This window comes from Pseudomonas sp. nanlin1, assembly GCF_045571515.1.
Taxonomy (GTDB): Bacteria; Pseudomonadota; Gammaproteobacteria; order Pseudomonadales; family Pseudomonadaceae; genus Aquipseudomonas.
Window position 1 is genome coordinate 4,147,447 of record NZ_CP124218.1, and the last position, 15,603, is coordinate 4,163,049.

13 protein-coding genes are annotated in these 15,603 nt (G+C 60.7%); 4 read left to right on the plus strand and 9 right to left on the minus strand.

Annotated elements, in window-relative coordinates:
* The first annotated feature begins 26 nt into the window (after window positions 1–26).
* A complete protein-coding gene (locus QCL65_RS19090; protein ID WP_407311489.1) occupies window positions 27–3,497 on the plus strand; it encodes a NahK/ErcS family hybrid sensor histidine kinase/response regulator in 3,471 nt (1,156 codons plus the stop codon).
* On the opposite strand, the gene rmuC is transcribed toward QCL65_RS19090, so the two are convergent.
* The 3 genes from rmuC to deoC form a co-directional block, all read right to left on the minus strand.
* Window positions 3,468–4,850: a DNA recombination protein RmuC gene (gene rmuC, locus QCL65_RS19095; RefSeq protein WP_407316931.1), complete on the minus strand. Its 1,383-nt coding sequence runs from the start codon at window positions 4,848–4,850 to the stop codon at window positions 3,468–3,470. The two genes, QCL65_RS19090 and rmuC, sit on opposite strands and share 30 nt — an antisense overlap.
* A gap of 197 nt (window positions 4,851–5,047) precedes the next feature.
* Window positions 5,048–5,371: a sel1 repeat family protein gene (locus QCL65_RS19100; protein WP_407311491.1), complete on the minus strand. Its 324-nt coding sequence runs from the start codon at window positions 5,369–5,371 to the stop codon at window positions 5,048–5,050.
* A gap of 112 nt (window positions 5,372–5,483) precedes the next feature.
* Complete coding sequence (gene deoC / locus QCL65_RS19105) at window positions 5,484–6,167, minus strand: deoxyribose-phosphate aldolase (protein WP_407311493.1); 684 nt, start codon at window positions 6,165–6,167, stop codon at window positions 5,484–5,486.
* 92 nt (window positions 6,168–6,259) lie between these two features.
* On the opposite strand from deoC, the gene deoR reads away from it, so the two are divergent.
* Window positions 6,260–7,024 (plus strand): DNA-binding transcriptional repressor DeoR, encoded by a 765-nt coding sequence (deoR, locus tag QCL65_RS19110; RefSeq protein WP_407311495.1) that lies wholly within the window; start codon window positions 6,260–6,262, stop codon window positions 7,022–7,024.
* A gap of 8 nt (window positions 7,025–7,032) precedes the next feature.
* Here deoR and QCL65_RS19115 read toward each other — a convergent pair whose 3' ends face one another.
* The 4 genes from QCL65_RS19115 to QCL65_RS19130 are packed head-to-tail and all read right to left on the minus strand — an operon-like array spanning window position 7,033 to window position 10,625.
* On the minus strand, window positions 7,033–8,118 hold the full coding sequence (locus tag QCL65_RS19115) for an aldose 1-epimerase family protein (protein ID WP_407311497.1): 1,086 nt from the start codon (window positions 8,116–8,118) through the stop codon (window positions 7,033–7,035).
* Window positions 8,115–9,446 (minus strand): L-fucose:H+ symporter permease, encoded by a 1,332-nt coding sequence (gene fucP, locus QCL65_RS19120; protein ID WP_407311499.1) that lies wholly within the window; start codon window positions 9,444–9,446, stop codon window positions 8,115–8,117. The genes QCL65_RS19115 and fucP overlap by 4 nt, the downstream gene beginning before the upstream one ends.
* The gene (gene rbsK / locus QCL65_RS19125; RefSeq protein ID WP_407311501.1) at window positions 9,443–10,393 is read right to left on the minus strand and encodes a ribokinase; all 951 of its coding nucleotides are present in this window, start codon (window positions 10,391–10,393) and stop codon (window positions 9,443–9,445) included. The genes fucP and rbsK overlap by 4 nt, the downstream gene beginning before the upstream one ends.
* A 55-nt stretch (window positions 10,394–10,448) precedes the next feature.
* Window positions 10,449–10,625, minus strand: coding sequence for a hypothetical protein (locus QCL65_RS19130; RefSeq protein WP_407311503.1), 177 nt, complete (start codon window positions 10,623–10,625; stop codon window positions 10,449–10,451).
* Window positions 10,626–11,473: 848 nt separating this feature from the next.
* Between QCL65_RS19130 and QCL65_RS19135 the strand changes: the two genes are divergently transcribed.
* Together QCL65_RS19135 and QCL65_RS19140 are read left to right on the plus strand one after the other, a co-directional pair.
* Window positions 11,474–11,698: a hypothetical protein gene (locus QCL65_RS19135; RefSeq protein ID WP_407311505.1), complete on the plus strand. Its 225-nt coding sequence runs from the start codon at window positions 11,474–11,476 to the stop codon at window positions 11,696–11,698.
* Window positions 11,699–12,351: 653 nt separating this feature from the next.
* Window positions 12,352–13,605, plus strand: a complete 1,254-nt coding sequence (locus tag QCL65_RS19140) for an OmpP1/FadL family transporter (RefSeq protein WP_407311508.1) — start codon at window positions 12,352–12,354, stop codon at window positions 13,603–13,605.
* Between the two features lie 65 nt (window positions 13,606–13,670).
* On the opposite strand, the gene QCL65_RS19145 is transcribed toward QCL65_RS19140, so the two are convergent.
* Both QCL65_RS19145 and QCL65_RS19150 read right to left on the minus strand, forming a co-directional pair.
* Window positions 13,671–14,213 (minus strand): glutathione peroxidase, encoded by a 543-nt coding sequence (locus tag QCL65_RS19145; protein ID WP_407316933.1) that lies wholly within the window; start codon window positions 14,211–14,213, stop codon window positions 13,671–13,673.
* Between the two features lie 139 nt (window positions 14,214–14,352).
* Complete coding sequence (locus tag QCL65_RS19150) at window positions 14,353–15,564, minus strand: MFS transporter (RefSeq protein WP_407311510.1); 1,212 nt, start codon at window positions 15,562–15,564, stop codon at window positions 14,353–14,355.
* Between the last annotated feature and the right edge of the window lie 39 nt (window positions 15,565–15,603).

Sequence of the window (15,603 nt, forward strand, 5' to 3'; positions counted from 1 at the left end):
GCGTGGCCCTCGGTGTGGAGTGTTCGATGTCGCTGTCCAGCGGGCTGATCGCCGCCGTCGCCCTGGCCTACATGGCCGTCATGTTCGCTATCGCCTTTTACGGCGACCGCCGCCGCACCCCCCTGCCGCCCAGGGTCCGGGCCTGGGTGTACAGCCTGTCGTTGGCGGTGTACTGCACCAGTTGGACATTCTTCGGCGCGGTCGGCCAGGCGGCCGAACAGTTGTGGGCATTTTTGCCGATCTACCTGGGGCCGATCCTGCTGATGTTGCTGGCACCCTGGGTGCTGCAAAAAATGGTGCTCATCAGCAAGCAGGAAAACATCACTTCGATTGCTGACTTCATCGCCGCTCGCTACGGTAAATCCCAGCCGCTGGCGGTGGTAGTAGCCCTCATTTGCCTGATTGGCGTATTGCCCTACATTGCCTTGCAACTCAAGGGCATCGTACTGGGCGTCAACCTGCTGATCGGCGCCAACGCCGACGCCACCGGCTCACGGGTGCAAGACACCGCGCTGGTGGTGTCTTTGGTGCTGGCGCTGTTCACCATATTGTTCGGCACCCGCAGCCTGGATGTGACCGAGCATCACCGCGGCATGGTCTTGGCGATCGCCTTCGAATCCCTGGTCAAACTGTTTGCGTTTCTCGCCGTCGGTGTGTTCGTGACCTATGGCCTGTATGACGGTTTCGACGACCTGCTCAGCCAGGCGCGCCTGGCGCCTCGGTTGGAGACCTACTGGCAGGAAACCGTGAACTGGCCATCGATGATTGTGCAGACGGGTGTGGCCATGATGGCGATCATTTGCCTGCCCCGGCAATTTCACGTGACGGTGGTGGAAAACACCGACCCCCAAGACCTGCGCCTGGCGCGCTGGGTGTTCCCGGCCTACCTGGCCCTGGCCGGGTTGTTCGTGGTGCCGATTGCGCTGGCCGGGCAGATGCTGCTGCCCAGTTCGGTATTGCCGGACTCCTTTGTCATTAGCCTACCGCTGGCCGAAGCGCACCCGGCGCTGGCGCTGCTGGCATTCATCGGGGGGGCGTCAGCCGCTACCGGCATGGTCATCGTGGCCAGCGTGGCGCTGTCGACCATGGTCTCCAACGACATGCTGTTGCCCTGGTTACTGCGCAAGCAAAGCGCCGAGCGGCCTTTTGAGTTGTTCCGCCATTGGTTGCTGACGGTGCGCCGGGTGAGCATCGTGGTCATTCTGCTGCTGGCCTATGTCAGTTACCGCCTGCTGGGCTCCACGGCCAGCCTGGCCACCATCGGCCAAGTAGCCTTCGCTGCGGTGACCCAACTGGCGCCCGCCATGCTGGGTGCGTTGTACTGGAAGCCGGCCAACCGCCGTGGTGTGTTCGCCGGCCTGGCCGCTGGGGTGTTTATCTGGTTCTACACCCTGGTACTGCCGATCGCCGCCCACAGCCTGGGCTGGTCACTGCACAGCTTTCCAGGCCTGGCCTGGCTGCACAGCAACCCGCTGGGCCTGCCGATCACCCCTATGACCCAGGGGGTGGTGTTGTCGCTGGCCGGTAACTTCTGTTTGTTTGCCTGGGTGTCTCTGCTGTCGCGCACCCGAGTCAGCGAACACTGGCAGGCTGGGCGTTTCATCGGCCAGGAGATCACTGCCCGGCCGCGTACGCGGCCCTTGCTAGCGGTGCAGATCGACGACCTGCTGCAACTGTGCGCGCGCTTTGTCGGAGAGGAACGTGCCCTGCAAAGCTTCACCCGCTTCGCCTACCGCCAAGGCAAACCGTTCAACCCCAACCAGAATGCCGACAGCGAATGGATCGCCCACACCGAACGCCTGCTGGCCGGGGTGCTGGGCAGTTCGTCTACCCGGGCGGTGGTCAAAGCCGCCATCGAAGGCCGCGACATGCAGCTCGAAGACGTCGTGCGCATTGCCGACGAAGCGTCCGAGGTGCTGCAATTCAATCGCGCGCTGCTGCAAGGTGCCATCGAGAACATCACCCAGGGCATCAGCGTGGTCGACCAATCGTTGCGCCTGGTGGCCTGGAACCGCCGCTACCTGGAACTGTTCAACTACCCCGACGGCCTGATCAGCGTCGGCCGGCCGATTGCCGACATCATTCGCTACAACGCCGAGCGCGGCCTGTGCGGGCCCGGCGAGGCCGAAGTGCATGTGGCGCGGCGCCTGCACTGGATGCGCCAGGGCCGCGCGCACACCTCCGAACGGATGTTTCCCAATGGGCGAGCCATCGAGCTGATCGGCAACCCGATGCCCGGTGGCGGTTTTGTCATGAGCTTTACCGACATCTCCGCCTACCGCGACGCCGCCAAAGCCCTTAAAGATGCCAACGAGAGCCTCGAACAGCGGGTCGCGGCGCGCACCCATGAATTGTCACAACTGAACCAGGCCCTCAGCGACGCCAAAAGTACGGCCGAAGCGGCCAACCAGTCGAAGACACGCTTCCTGGCGGCCGTCAGCCACGACCTGATGCAACCGCTCAATGCCGCGCGGCTATTCAGTGCGGCGCTGTCCCACCAAGGCCAGGGGCTGTCCGCCGAGGCCGAACAATTGGTCCAGCACATGGACAGCTCGTTGCGCTCGGCTGAAGACCTGATCAGCGATTTGCTGGATATCTCCCGCCTGGAAAACGGCAAGGTCACCCCGCAACGCCAGCCGTTCGCCCTCAACACCCTGTTCGAACCCCTGGGCGCCGAATTCACGCTATTGGCCGCCCAACAAGGCCTGACGTTCCGCCTGTGCAGCAGTACGCAGTGGGTGGACAGCGACGCCAAACTGCTGCGGCGGATCCTGCAGAATTTCCTGACCAATGCCTTACGCTACGGCAAAGGCCCGATTTTGCTCGGCGTGCGCCGCAAAGGCGATGAACTAAGCCTGGAAGTCTGGGACCGCGGGCCTGGTATCCCGGCCGACAAGTTGCAGGTGATCTTCGAAGAGTTCAAACGCCTGGATAGCCATCAGACCCGCGCGGAAAAAGGTCTGGGCTTGGGCTTGGCAATCGCCGACGGCCTCTGCCGCGTGTTGCACCACCGCCTGCAAGTGCGCTCCTGGCCAGGTCGCGGCAGCGTGTTCAGTGTCAGCGTGCCTTGGGTCAAGAGCGCGGCCCCGGCGCAGCCGCCAGCGCTGCCGCCCGCCCAGGCGTTGACCGGTAAACGGGTACTTTGCGTGGACAACGAAGCGAGTATTTTGCTTGGCATGCACAGCCTGCTCAGCCGCTGGGGTTGTGAGGTCTGGACCGCCCGCGACCGGGCGCAATGCGCGCAGTGGCTGAACGAGGGCGTGCGCCCGCAACTGGTGTTGGCCGACTACCACCTCGACGACGGCGACACTGGCCCGGCGCTGGTCGCCTGGGTGCGCGAAACCCTTGGCCAAGCAATACCCGGGGTCGTGATCAGCGCCGACAGCCGCCCGGAAACCCTCAGCCAGGCTCAGGCCGCCGGCTTGGACTACCTGGCCAAGCCGGTCAAGCCGGCGGCTTTGCGCGCGCTATTGAACCGGCACCTCAGCCGGGCCTGAGGCTTCGTCGCCCTGGGCGTCGCTGAGGGCGCGCTCGATCAGGTCGGCGGGCAAGCTCTTGCTCGCCCGCGCGCCCAACAGCTTCAGTTGTTCGGTGCGGCTAACCAGGTTGCCACGGCCCTCGGTCAGTTTGTTGCGGGCATTGCTATAGGCTTTGTCGAGCTGCTGCAGGCGGTTGCCGACTTCGTCGAGGTCCTGGATGAAGAGGACGAACTTGTCATACAGCCAACCTGCTCGCTCGGCGATTTCCCGTGCGTTCTGGCTTTGCCGCTCCTGCTTCCAAAGGCTGTCGATCACGCGCAGCGTCGCCAGCAGCGTGGTAGGGCTGACAATCACGATCTGCCGGTCGAACGCCTCTTGGAACAAATTAGGCTCAGCTTGCAGGGCGGCAGCGAATGCCGCCTCGATGGGCACGAACAGTAGGACGAAATCCAGGCTGTGCAAACCTTCCAGGCGGTTGTAGTCCTTGCCTGAGAGACCTTTGACGTGATTACGCAAGGACAGCACGTGCTGCTTCAAGGCCGCCTGGGCAATCACGCTGTCGTCTGCCGCGATGTACTGCTGGTAAGCGGTCAGGCTGACCTTGGAATCCACCACCACTTGCTTGTCGCCGGGCAACATGATCAGCACATCGGGCTGGAAACGCTCGCCATCGGGGCCTTTGAGGCTGACTTGGGTTTGATACTCGCGGCCTTTTTCCAGGCCGGCGTGTTCCAGCACCCGCTCTAGAATCAGCTCACCCCAGTTACCCTGGGTTTTCTGCCCCTTGAGGGCCTGGGTGAGGTTGGTCGCCTCATCGCTCAGGCGCTGATTCAGCTGTTGTAAGCGCTCCAGCTCTTTGCCCAGGGAAAAGCGCTCCCGCGCTTCCTGTTGGTAACTCTCTTCCACGCGTTTTTCAAAAGACTGAATGCGCTCTTTCAGAGGGTCCAGCAATTGCCCCAAACGCTGCTGGCTGGACTCGGCAAAGCGCTGTTCGCGCTCGTCGAAAATCTTCCCGGCCAATTCAGCGAATTGCGCGCGCAGCTCGTCGCGCGAACCCTGCAGGTCGGTGAGGCGTTGTTGATGGCTGTCTTGCTGTTCACGCAGTTCGGCCTCCAGAGCCGCGCAACGGGCGTCGAGGCGGCGCAGTTCGGCTTCTTTGGCGGTGCGTTCGTGGCTCCAGCCGTGGGCGGCATCACGTGCGTTGTCGCGCTCGATCTGCAACAGTTCTAGCTCTCGGCGCGCGGCGGCCAGCTCGGCCTGTTTGTCCCAGTTAGCCTGGCTGAGGTCGCTGATTTCGTCCCGGCTGGCTTCCAACTGGGCATTGAGGCCGTCTTGGGCCATCTGCGCGGTACTCAGACGCTCGTCGAGCAGCGCACTGTCGGCCTGCTCAGCGGCCAGCCGGCGCTGCAGGTGCCAGGCCCAAGCCAGGCTCGGCACTGCCGCCGCCAGCAAGCCCAACAACAGACTGGTCATGTCCAACACCATGGTGACAACTCCGCCAGGCCCGCAGGCCGAGTAAAAAGCACAGTCTGAGGGCTCTGCCGCGGCGGAGCAAACCGGGCTTAAGTTTAGGCTGACGGCGCCTCGGCCAGCCGGCCCAACTCATGCTGGGCTGGCTCATCGCCCGCCTTGGCGGCCTGGCGCAGCAGTTGCTGGCCGATACGGCGGTCGCGTGCGTTGCCACAGTCGCAGCAGAGCAAGCGCCCAAGGCGGCTTTGGGCCTGCACCACGCCTTGGCGCGCGGGCTGCTTGAGTAGCCGCCCGGCAAAATGCTTGACGTTGGTGCTGTGGCCCAGGCGCGGGCTGTCGAGCAACCACAGTGCCACCTTGAGGGAGAAGCGCCGGGTCGGTGTCGCTGCGGAAGTTGGTGACGAAGAAGGCATAAACTTCATACAACACTTTGGGCAAAAACGTGGGGGGCGGACTTTACGCGCTTTTGCCGGTCGTGGGAGCCCACCACGCGACAAAAACGTTCAGGATTCAGCCCTCTGGCCCGACGGTACCTCAGTAGCCTTGAGCAGAACCGGCGCTTTGCGTGACGATGGCTATCCCCGAACTGCTGCCCAAACGGGTCGCGCCGGCCTCGATCATGGCCACCGCCGTCGCGTAGTCGCGCACGCCACCGGAGGCCTTGACGCCTAAGTCTGGCCCCACCACGCGGCGCATCAGGGCGACATCCTCGAGGGTCGCGCCACTGCGGCTAAAACCGGTGGAGGTCTTGACGAAGGCAACACCCAGATCGCGGCAAATCTCACAGGCGCGGGTCTTTTGCGCTTCGTCGAGCAAGCAGGTTTCCAGGATCACTTTCAGCGGGACGTCTGCGCACGCGGCCAGCACCAAGGCAATATCAGCCTGCACCTCGTCGAACAGGCCGTCTTTCAACCAGCCGATGTTGAGCACCATATCGATCTCTTCGGCGCCGGCAGCAATCGCCTCGCGCGCTTCAAAAGCCTTGCTCGCACTCAGGCCGGCGCCCAGCGGGAAGCCCACTACCGCGCAGATTTTCACGGCCTGCCCGCTCAGACGCTGGCGCACGTAAGGCACTTGCGCCGAATTCACGCACACCGAGTAAAAGCGGTGTTGCTCAGCTTCCCGGCAAAGTGTGGCAATCTGTGCCTGGCTGGCATCTGCGGCCAGCAACGTGTGGTCGATGTACTGGGCGAGCATTGCGGGGTCTAAACGCGTCATGTTGGTTATCCTGTCCAAATCGTCTGCAAAACGTTATTAAATTTGCACTACATGTTACTAATACAACACTACAGCCCAGTGCCGGTACGCCCTTGGACCTCAAAAAACCTTCTCGATTGAAACTGATCCTGCAAGCCCTGCAAGACCAGAATGCTATCCACTTGCGGGAGATGGCCGCGCTTCTGGATATCTCCGAGATGACCCTGCGCCGCGAACTCGGCCGCCACCCGCAGCAGTTGCGCCTGCTGGGCGGCTACATCACCCGCGCGTTCGACGAACAACTCCCCGGCGTGTACCAGGTCACCGAGCAGGACACCCGCCACGTTGAGGAAAAACGCCGCATCGGCAAACTCGCCGCACGGCTGATCGAGCCCGGCGACACGGTGTTTTTCGACTGCGGCAGTACCCTGCCCTTCGTGGTCGACTTCATCCCCGACGATCTGGCCTTCACGGCGGTGTGCAACTCCCTGAACGTATTGCTCAAGCTGCAGCACAAGCCGCACTGCGAGATCATCCTGTGCGGCGGCACCTTTCACCGCAAGAACCAGGTGTTCGAACATCAGGGCGAGGCCAGCGTCCTCGACAGCCTGCGCCTGACCTGGGCATTCGTCTCCGCTGCGGGGGTCAGTCAAACCTTGGGGGTGACCTGTTTCAACCTGACCGAGGTGGCGGTCAAACAAAAGGTCTTGCGCCAGGCCCGGCATGCGGTCTTGCTGGCCGATCACTCCAAGTTCGACGCAGTGCGGGCCGCCCACTTCGCGACCCTGGCGGACTTTCAGTACGTGGTCAGCGACAAAAAAATCCCCCGCGCCTACCGCGAGGCGATCGCCCGCCAAGGCGCCCAGCTGTTGCACTGAAGCGCTTATCACGTGGCTGGCGCCTGCGGCCAGCGCGCGCTCAAGGCGGCGAGTTCAGTCGCCGCCAAGTAGCCGGTGGTGACACCGAAAGAGGCCGTCGCGCCGGCCTCCAGTGTGCGCACATTGCCTTTGGCCGACTCGGCCAAATAGCCCTCCGGTTCACAGGTCGCCGGCAGCACGAAGGCCGCTACTTGCTGGTCGGGGTTGTGCAAAATCCACCGGGCCGCGTGGCTGAAGTCTTGTGGCCGGTAAGCGGTGTAGAACCCGGCACCTGCGGGGTGCTCAAGGACGAAATGCGCCAGCCCCTGGGCATCGGCGCGCACGTCATCGAAAAAGAACACGATCTCCGGGTCATACAGCGCCGGCTGGTCCAGCACCGTGAGGGCGCCGGGGCGCTCGCGCAATTGCCCGATGTATTCCCACCAGGCTGGGGTGGGTGAAAGGTGGGCCGGTACGCTGCTGCGCACGCGAATCGCCCCTGCACCCAAGGGTTGGAGCATACGCCCGCCTGCGACGTAGGCGTAGTTCATATGGGCCATGTACATCAACGGCATCGGCTTGGCGGCGAGGTTCGTCACGTGCATGGCGATGTCGAATAGCCCGCTGTCGGCGCGCAGGGTCACGCTGGGGCTGGCGCGGTAATGATCGCCAAAGCCCTGCACGTATTCGTAGTCGCCACAGAGGCGCAGCCAAGGCCCGTTAGCATCTTCGCCAAGCTCGAGCCAGGCCTTGTCCATTGCCGCACAGGGCATTTCCCCGTGCAGCGGGTGATCGTCGTCCGGCCCGGGGCAGCCATTGCGCAACAGGCCGCTGTGGAACATAAAGCATCCATAGGTGCCGATCACCGTGGGGCTGGGTCGCGGCTGGCTGAACATGTTATGCATGGTCAGGTCGCAGCCGTCGAAGCGCGCCGACCAGACCATTTGCCCCTGCCACGGCAATAACTCCAGGCGCCCTCGACGATTCTCCAGCGCCAGGCCTAACACCCCGGAGGGCCAAGCCCAGGCGCTGACGCGGAAATCGGCGGTATGCAGCAGGGTTTTTTCGGTTTCCCCGAACAGGGCCGGGTACAGCGCCACGGTTGCGCTGCTCATGATGCAGCCACCCCCAGGCTATTCACGGGGGCGCCGCCGGCATTGCGCATACAGCGTACGGCATAGGCGACGATGACCACGAAACAGAGCAACGGCACGCTGTAGGCCAACTGCATGTTACCGCCGCTGTAGTCAGACAAAAGCCCCTGGAAAATCGGAATCACCCCGCCGCCCACGATACTCATGACCAGCAAAGAGCCCCCAACCCCGGTGTCTTCGCCCAAGCCATCGATGGTCAAGCCGTAAATGGTCGGCCAGCAGGGCCCGAGGAAAATGCTTACGCCCACAGCGGCGTAAACGGCGCTGATATTCGGCACCAGGATGGTGTAGGCCAGCAACACGATGCACAACACGCCATATAGCGCCAGCACACGAGCGGGGTGCATTTTGCGCATCAATAAGTTGGCGATCATCTTGCCGACGAAATAGGCCGCAAAGGTCGTGAGCAGAAACCACGAAGCGCTGCGTTCGCTCATACCGCCCATTTGCATGGCCAGGCGAATGGTGAAGCTCCATACGCCGACCTGAGCACCTACGTAGAGAAACTGCGCCAGTACACCAAAGGTAAAGCGCGGATTGCGCCACAGCCGCGCCAGGCTTTCGCCGATTCGCGGCGCCTGGGTGATGGCGGCGCGGTTGCCTTTGCAGGCGGGGAAACGGGTGATGGCAATCAATACGAACATTAACAGGAGAACAGCGATCATCCATTTGTAGGGGAGCAAAGTGGACTGAATCATCTGCAGTTGCTGCACCGCCGCTTCGCTGGCGCTCATCTGCACTAACTGTTCGTGGGTGGCGTCGGTGTCCTTGAACATCACGAAACTGCCCACATACACGCCGGTCATGGCGCCGAAGGGGTGAAAGGTTTGCGAAATATTCAGCCGCCGGGTGCCAGTCTCACGGGGGCCCATCAAGGTCGAATAGGTGTTGCAAGCGGTTTCCAGAAACGACAGCCCGGCCGCGATAACGAACAAGGCCAACAGGAACATGCCGTACTTGGCCATGGACGCTGCCGGGAAAAATAGTAAGCAGCCGCACATGTACAGCACCAAACCGACCAGAATGGTGGTCTTGTAGCTAAAGCGGCGAACCACCAGCGCAGCAGGTATCGCCACGAAGAAATAGCCCAGGTAGAAGGCCGACTGCACGAAAGCGGTTTGAAAATCGCTCAATAGGAATGCTTTTTTGAAGTGCGCGATCAGCACATCATTCATGCTCGCAGCCGCCGCCCAAAGGGCAAAAATACTGCAGAGCAGTAAAAAGGCGAACCACGGGGTGCGGTTCAGGTAGAACCCGTCTGCGGTGGGCTGGAGCGTCGGTTTGTTCATTGTTGTTCTCCGAGGGCTACGGGGGTCGCAAAGGTGTGCTTGAAACGCGCAAAACGGGAGGCATCCGGGTAAGAACTTTGAGTCCCCAGGCCGGTGACCGAGCAGGCGGAATAGGCCACCGCCTCGGTGATGGCGGCCCGTAGGTCGCCGCTGTCGCTCCAGTGCCGAGCAAAGCAGCCAATAAAAGCGTCGCCGGCGCCGGTGGTATCGACCGCAGCCACACCCAACCCGGGCACTTGGAACTCCCCCTCCCTGCCGACATAAAGCGCGCCCTGTGCACCCAGGGTGACAATGACGTGGCCAACCCCTTCGGCAACCAAACCTCGGGCGGCGATACGGGCGCTTTCCACGCCTGTCACTGGCTGGCCGCTGATTAGCGCGAGCTCTGTTTCGTTAGGGACCAGAAAATCCAGCTTCGCTAGGTGTGCCCGGCTAAGGCCAGCCACCGCTGGGGCCGGGTTGAGCAACACCGGAATACCGTGGCTGTGGGCGAAGTCGATGGCGTAATAGACCGTGGCCAGTTCGATTTCCAGTTGCAGCACGATCAGTGCGCACTCACGCAAAGGCGTTCGGGCCGCATCGATGTCGGCGGGTGCCAGGCAGGCGTTGGCGCCTTTGACGATCAGGATGCTGTTATGGGAATCGGGCTGCACGAAGATGGGCGCTACGCCACTGCAGGTGCCTGGCACCCGGGTGACGTATTCGGTATCGATGCCCAGGCGCTTGAAATTAGCCAGGGTGTTGTCGGCGAACAGGTCGTCGCCGACCTTGCTCAGCATCAGCACTGGCGCACCTAACAGGGCGGCGGCAGCGGCCTGGTTCGCGCCCTTGCCGCCACAGCCCATGGCAAACCGCGGAGCTTCTAACGTTTCACCTTGGCCGGGCATACGTTCGACATAAGTAATCAGGTCGACCATGTTACTGCCGATGACGGCGATCTTCTTCATTGCTTCAGCCACCCTGTGCACCGGAACCCATTGGCCGGCATCGTTGTTATTTTTGTTATTTAAATAACATTTTTTGTGACAATTCAACCTTTTTAAGAAATGCCGGACGCGCGGAGGCCGTGCCGTCTTGACTGGGCAGAGGCATGTCCGGTTTTTTCGAGCGCAACTGTTTTCGACGCCAGAAGCCTGCCGCGGCGATGAAGGTTTTGTTGCAGCAGCCCCACTGATGCATGTGTAGGACCAATGCCCAATCCCTGCAGGTCCGATCTAGAGCAGCCGCGAGGGACAATCCACAGAAGCTGTGGATAACTCAGTGGACAACCCTGTTCCCCTGCTCGCAAAGCCACATAAAACGGGGCCTGCAGTCAAACTGTCGATTTTTTCACCAATGCAAAAAAGCGTTTTTTTTCATTGACTTAAAAAACTAAAGGGGGCTAGGGGTACGGCCACTGGCTATATCCACAGCCCTCGCCGGCATTAAGCAAAAATGTGCACAACCGCTGCAGACGCGCAGGTTAAATCGTCGTTAAACGAGATATCGCATATGCCAGGTGCCATCTGATGGCAGGTTGCGCGCTGATGCGCTGTCCAGGTGACCGCAATAAATGTGTAGTCAGTGCGCCGGTTGGCATTCTTCGCAAATCGCTCAGAAATAGGCTTGCATGAACTAGCCCAAATGGAGTAGGCTCGCCTCCGTTAGTACCAAGCTGAAAGTCAATAACAGTCGATGCAATCCGCAGCCCCTTACGACAAGGCGCTGAACGACCGGAAACGCTGACTCGATGGCCCCAGGTAAACCTTCCCGGCTTACAAAAGACCGGCAAGAAGCGGATTTACCTAACCAAGCCAACCTGCCTATTGATCAGGATCTTCACCCAGGGCGCCGAACCTCAGCCCAGGGACGTTGCCTGCCTTCCTGAAGTACCTACCAGTCAGCCAAGCGCTTTTATTTGATATCGCTTACACCTGGCTGCTTTTGTTCCAGAGTGGTTCTTTCGTCCGGCCAATGGTGGCCCGCGCAACTGGAACGTTTTTATTGTGCACAGCGGTATGCTGTGTTTATTGCAGGAACACTACAAAATGACTCACCCAATCCACACCCAGGATGCCATCCGCACCCTCACCCACGCTTTCGCCCCAATGAACTGCCTGATCCTGGCCGCCCGCAAAGGCTGCTTCAGCTTTACCATCGTCAACGAATTTGGCGTCGCTCGCCACAGTGAACGGCTGTACCCGGAGCAATACTCCAGCGCCGAGCCCCTTCAGGCTGTCATCGAGCGTACTCGCCAGGCGCTGGTCGCGTAACCTTAGCGCCTGCTGCCCCACCCTGCCTGGGTCATGCCTTGGCGGGGTTTTTCATGCCTGCTATTTATGTTAGAAAGCGTGCCCACTTAAAACTGAATGCGATAGGCCAGCCTAGTAGGCGACGTAAATATTTTAAAAACAGCCTGTTAGCGGGTTAGTTTCACACTACACTTGAACTCGGGCGGCCAGTACGCCTCTAGCGGGCCTTTCAGATCCGTCGCTGCCAAGCCGGGCCCGCTAGCTATTACCTTCATGGATATTGCCAACAGGATGTTGCCCATGCCTCTTATACCTCCCGTCGCCAGACCGCAGTTATTGCCGATAGTTTGCATCGACTATGTTGCCAAGCATTACAGCAATTCGGCCATCACTGCCCGCGTCCCCGGCCACTCTACCCCGGCTGAGTTGTACAACGCGGCCACCCTTTTTGCCCGGTATTCACCGCGCTATGGGCTGCTTTGCCATAGCCGAGGCTCTAGTGTGCGCGTGGCGAAAAATATGGCCTAATGACATTATGGCGAATCCGAGACAAAGACACTGGCAAATCTCGTCAGATTGTCCTACAAGACCGCTCTAGATCAATTGTTTCAGACCTATAGCGTTGTGTGAAAAATGTGTTAATTTCCGCTCGGTGATCACTAGGAGTTCTAATAATGAAAAAAGTAATGCTCAAGACCACACTTAGCCTCGCCGTTACCTTTGCCTCCAGCCAATTATTCGCCGCAGGCTTTGCCCTGAATGAGCAGAGTATCAGCGGCATGGGCACCGGTTTTGCGGGCCGCTCCTCATCTGCCGAAGACGCCAGTACTGTGTATGGCAACCCTGCCGGCATGTCGCGCATCAAGCGCGAACAAGTCAGCTTCGGCGCCGCGGCGATCATCGCCAAGACCGATCTCAAACAAACCGGCGGCAACTCCACCGGCACCAACGATGGCGACATGGTGCCTTTCGTCGGTGTGCCCATGGGTTACTACGTCAAGCCCATCGATGATCACTGGGCATTCGGTTTTGGCATGTATGCCCCGTTTGGTCTGGTCACCGACTACGAAAGTGGCTTCGCCGGTCGCTTCTCGTCCGACAAGAGCCACGTACAGGTGGTCACCTTGCAGCCGACCGTCAGCTACGCCTTCAACGATCGCGTCTCCATCGGTTTCGGGCCGACTATCAACCACATCAAAGGTGAGCTGACCTCATCGCTGACCGGTGCGGGCCCGTTCCCTGAAGGCCGGGTCAAGATCAAGGGCGACGACACCGCTGTCGGTTTCAACGCAGGTCTTCTGGTACAAGCCACCGATTCCACCCGTGTGGGCCTGACCTACCACTCCAAGGTCAAGTACAAGCTCGAAGGCGACACCCGTGTCAATTTCCCGCTGGGCGCTGCACTGGGCACAGGCACAGGCGGTAAGTTCGATGCCTCGTTGAGCATCGACACCCCTGAAATCGTCGACCTTTCCGTCACCCATGAACTCAACGATGACTGGACCCTTTACGCGGGCAGCACATTCACCCGCTGGAGCCGCTTGAAGTCGATCATCGTCGAGAACGAAGGCGGTGGCGCATTCGCAAACATCGCCGAAGAGCAAAACTGGCACGACACCTGGGCTCACGCCATTGGCGCGGCTTACAAGCTGAACAAGCAGTGGACCCTGCGTACCGGCTTGTCGGTCGATCAGTCGCCGACCAACAACACCGATCGCTCGACCCGCATCCCGACGGGTGACCGCGTTGCCATCAGCTTCGGTGCAGGCTGGAGCCCGACCGACGATATCACTATCGACGTCGCTTACTCCTACTTGAAGGAAGAAGAAGTCAGTGTCAACCGCACCAACACCGGCAACCGCACTTACCAGGCCAACTACAAAAACAGCGCCCACGGTATTGGTTCGTCACTGACCTACCGCTTCTAAACCAGGCCTTGGCTACAAGAAAAGCCCGCATCTCACGATGCGGGCTTTTTCGTTCTGGATGGGTCTCAGGGCGTTGAAGCGATCGCCTTCTCCACCGCTTGAACGAGCCGCGGGTCATCCGGCTTCGTCAGGCTGGAGAAGTAATCAACCACCTGGCCTTGGCGGTCGATCACGTACTTGTAGAAGTTCCAGGTGGGCGCGCTGCTCTGGCGGGCCAGTATTTTAAACAGGTGAACGGCATCGGGCCCCTTCACCACTTGCGGCTCGGTCATGGTGAACGTCACGCCGTAATTGGCGTAACAGACCTTGGCGGTCTCCTCGCTATCTTTGGCTTCCTGCTTAAAGTCGTCGGAAGGCACCCCGACCATCTCAAGGCCCTGCCCCTTATACCGCTGGTACAGCGCTTCAAGCCCTTTGAACTGGGGCGCAAAGCCGCAGAAGCTGGCGGTATTGACCACCACCAACGGCTTGCCTTTAAAGCGCTGACACAGGTCGATCGATTCTTTGGCCCGCAGCTTTGGCAACTGCCCCTGCAAGACATCCGGGCAGCTATCAGCCCAGCTCGGGGAAGTCGCCAACAGCCCTAACGCCAATGCCCATCCACGCATAACCGACTCCTTCTCAATAGCCTTCAGCATAGGCTCATGTTCAATTGCAGTAACGCCAGGCCGCTGCGCTGCCAGCCCCACCAAGCCACCGCCAACAGCGCGGCAAAGAGCACGAACAGCCCACTGCGTTGCAGCCGGCTCATGCCAACCCGCCTTGCGCCTGTAAGCGCGCCACTGGGCGCTCACGCACCGGCCAGTTCAACGCCGCCGCCAATAGGCTGAGCAGAATCGACAGCTGCCACACCAGTTGGTAACTCCCCGTATGATCGTAGACCACCCCGCCCAGCCAGCCCCCCAGGAAGGCCCCCAATTGGTGGAATAAAAACACAATGCCGCCCAGCATCGACAGGTTACGCACACCGAATAGCGTCGCCACCGTACCGTTGGTAAGGGGTACCGTGGATAACCACAGCAAGCCCATGGCAATCCCGAACAGATAAGCGCTGGTGACACTCAGCGGCAGCCAGACAAACAGCGTAATGACCACCGCCCGTAGCAGGTAGAGCGCCGTCAGTAAACGTGGCTTGGACATACGCCCGCCGAGCCAGCCGGCGATGTAAGTGCCGAAGATATTGAACAGCCCGACCAGCGCCAATACCGTGGTGCCGACCATTGGCTCCAAGTGTTGGTCGACCAGGTAGGAAGGCAAGTGCACGCCAATGAAGACCACCTGAAAACCGCAGACGAAAAACCCCAACGCCAGCAGCCAGAAGCCTGAATGGCCCGCCGCCTCGCGCAGGGCTTCGACCAAGCTCTGGTCATGGCCTTTGACCGTGGGCAGAGGGCGGTCCTTGAGCATCAGCACCAGAGGCAGGATCAGCGCGACCAACAGGCCCAAAGCTAGCAACGCCGCAGACCAACCTAACCAGCCAATCAGGCCGAGGGTGCCCGGCAACATGGCGAACTGGCCGAACGAACCGGCGGCAGCAGCGACCCCCATGCCCATGCTGCGTTTCTCTGGCGGCAACGCCCGGCCCACCACCCCCAGAATCACCGAGAACGATGTGCCAGACAGGCCGATACCGATCAACAGCCCAGCGCTCAGAGAAAGGCTCAGGGCTGAGTCGGCGAAGCTCATCAGCAATAGGCCGACGGCATACAGAACCCCACCCACGCTGACCACACGGGCCGCGCCGTAACGGTCGGCCAAGGCACCGGCAAAGGGCTGGGCGAGGCCCCATATGAGGTTTTGCAGGGCAATGGCGAAGGCAAACACCTCACGGCCCCAGCCAAAATCAGCACTCATGGGCGCTAAAAAAAGGCCGAAGCCATGCCGTACACCCAATGATAACGCCAGGATCAAAGCGGCACCGAGCAGCAGCCAACCGCTGCTACGCCAGACTGAAGTCATTGTTATTCTCCGCAAGATCTCGAAGATAGGATTGTAGGC

Coding starts and splice junctions, on each gene's coding strand:
- QCL65_RS19090 (WP_407311489.1), top strand. CDS start 27: ATGTCGCTGTCCAGCGGGCTGATCGCCGCCGTCGCCCTGGCCTACATG.
- QCL65_RS19100 (WP_407311491.1), bottom strand. CDS start 5,371: ATGAAGTTTATGCCTTCTTCGTCACCAACTTCCGCAGCGACACCGACC.
- deoC (WP_407311493.1), bottom strand. CDS start 6,167: ATGACGCGTTTAGACCCCGCAATGCTCGCCCAGTACATCGACCACACG.
- QCL65_RS19115 (WP_407311497.1), bottom strand. CDS start 8,118: ATGAGCAGCGCAACCGTGGCGCTGTACCCGGCCCTGTTCGGGGAAACC.
- fucP (WP_407311499.1), bottom strand. CDS start 9,446: ATGAACAAACCGACGCTCCAGCCCACCGCAGACGGGTTCTACCTGAAC.
- rbsK (WP_407311501.1), bottom strand. CDS start 10,393: ATGAAGAAGATCGCCGTCATCGGCAGTAACATGGTCGACCTGATTACT.
- QCL65_RS19130 (WP_407311503.1), bottom strand. CDS start 10,625: ATGCATCAGTGGGGCTGCTGCAACAAAACCTTCATCGCCGCGGCAGGC.
- QCL65_RS19135 (WP_407311505.1), top strand. CDS start 11,474: ATGACTCACCCAATCCACACCCAGGATGCCATCCGCACCCTCACCCAC.
- QCL65_RS19140 (WP_407311508.1), top strand. CDS start 12,352: ATGAAAAAAGTAATGCTCAAGACCACACTTAGCCTCGCCGTTACCTTT.
- QCL65_RS19145 (WP_407316933.1), bottom strand. CDS start 14,213: ATGCGTGGATGGGCATTGGCGTTAGGGCTGTTGGCGACTTCCCCGAGC.
- QCL65_RS19150 (WP_407311510.1), bottom strand. CDS start 15,564: ATGACTTCAGTCTGGCGTAGCAGCGGTTGGCTGCTGCTCGGTGCCGCT.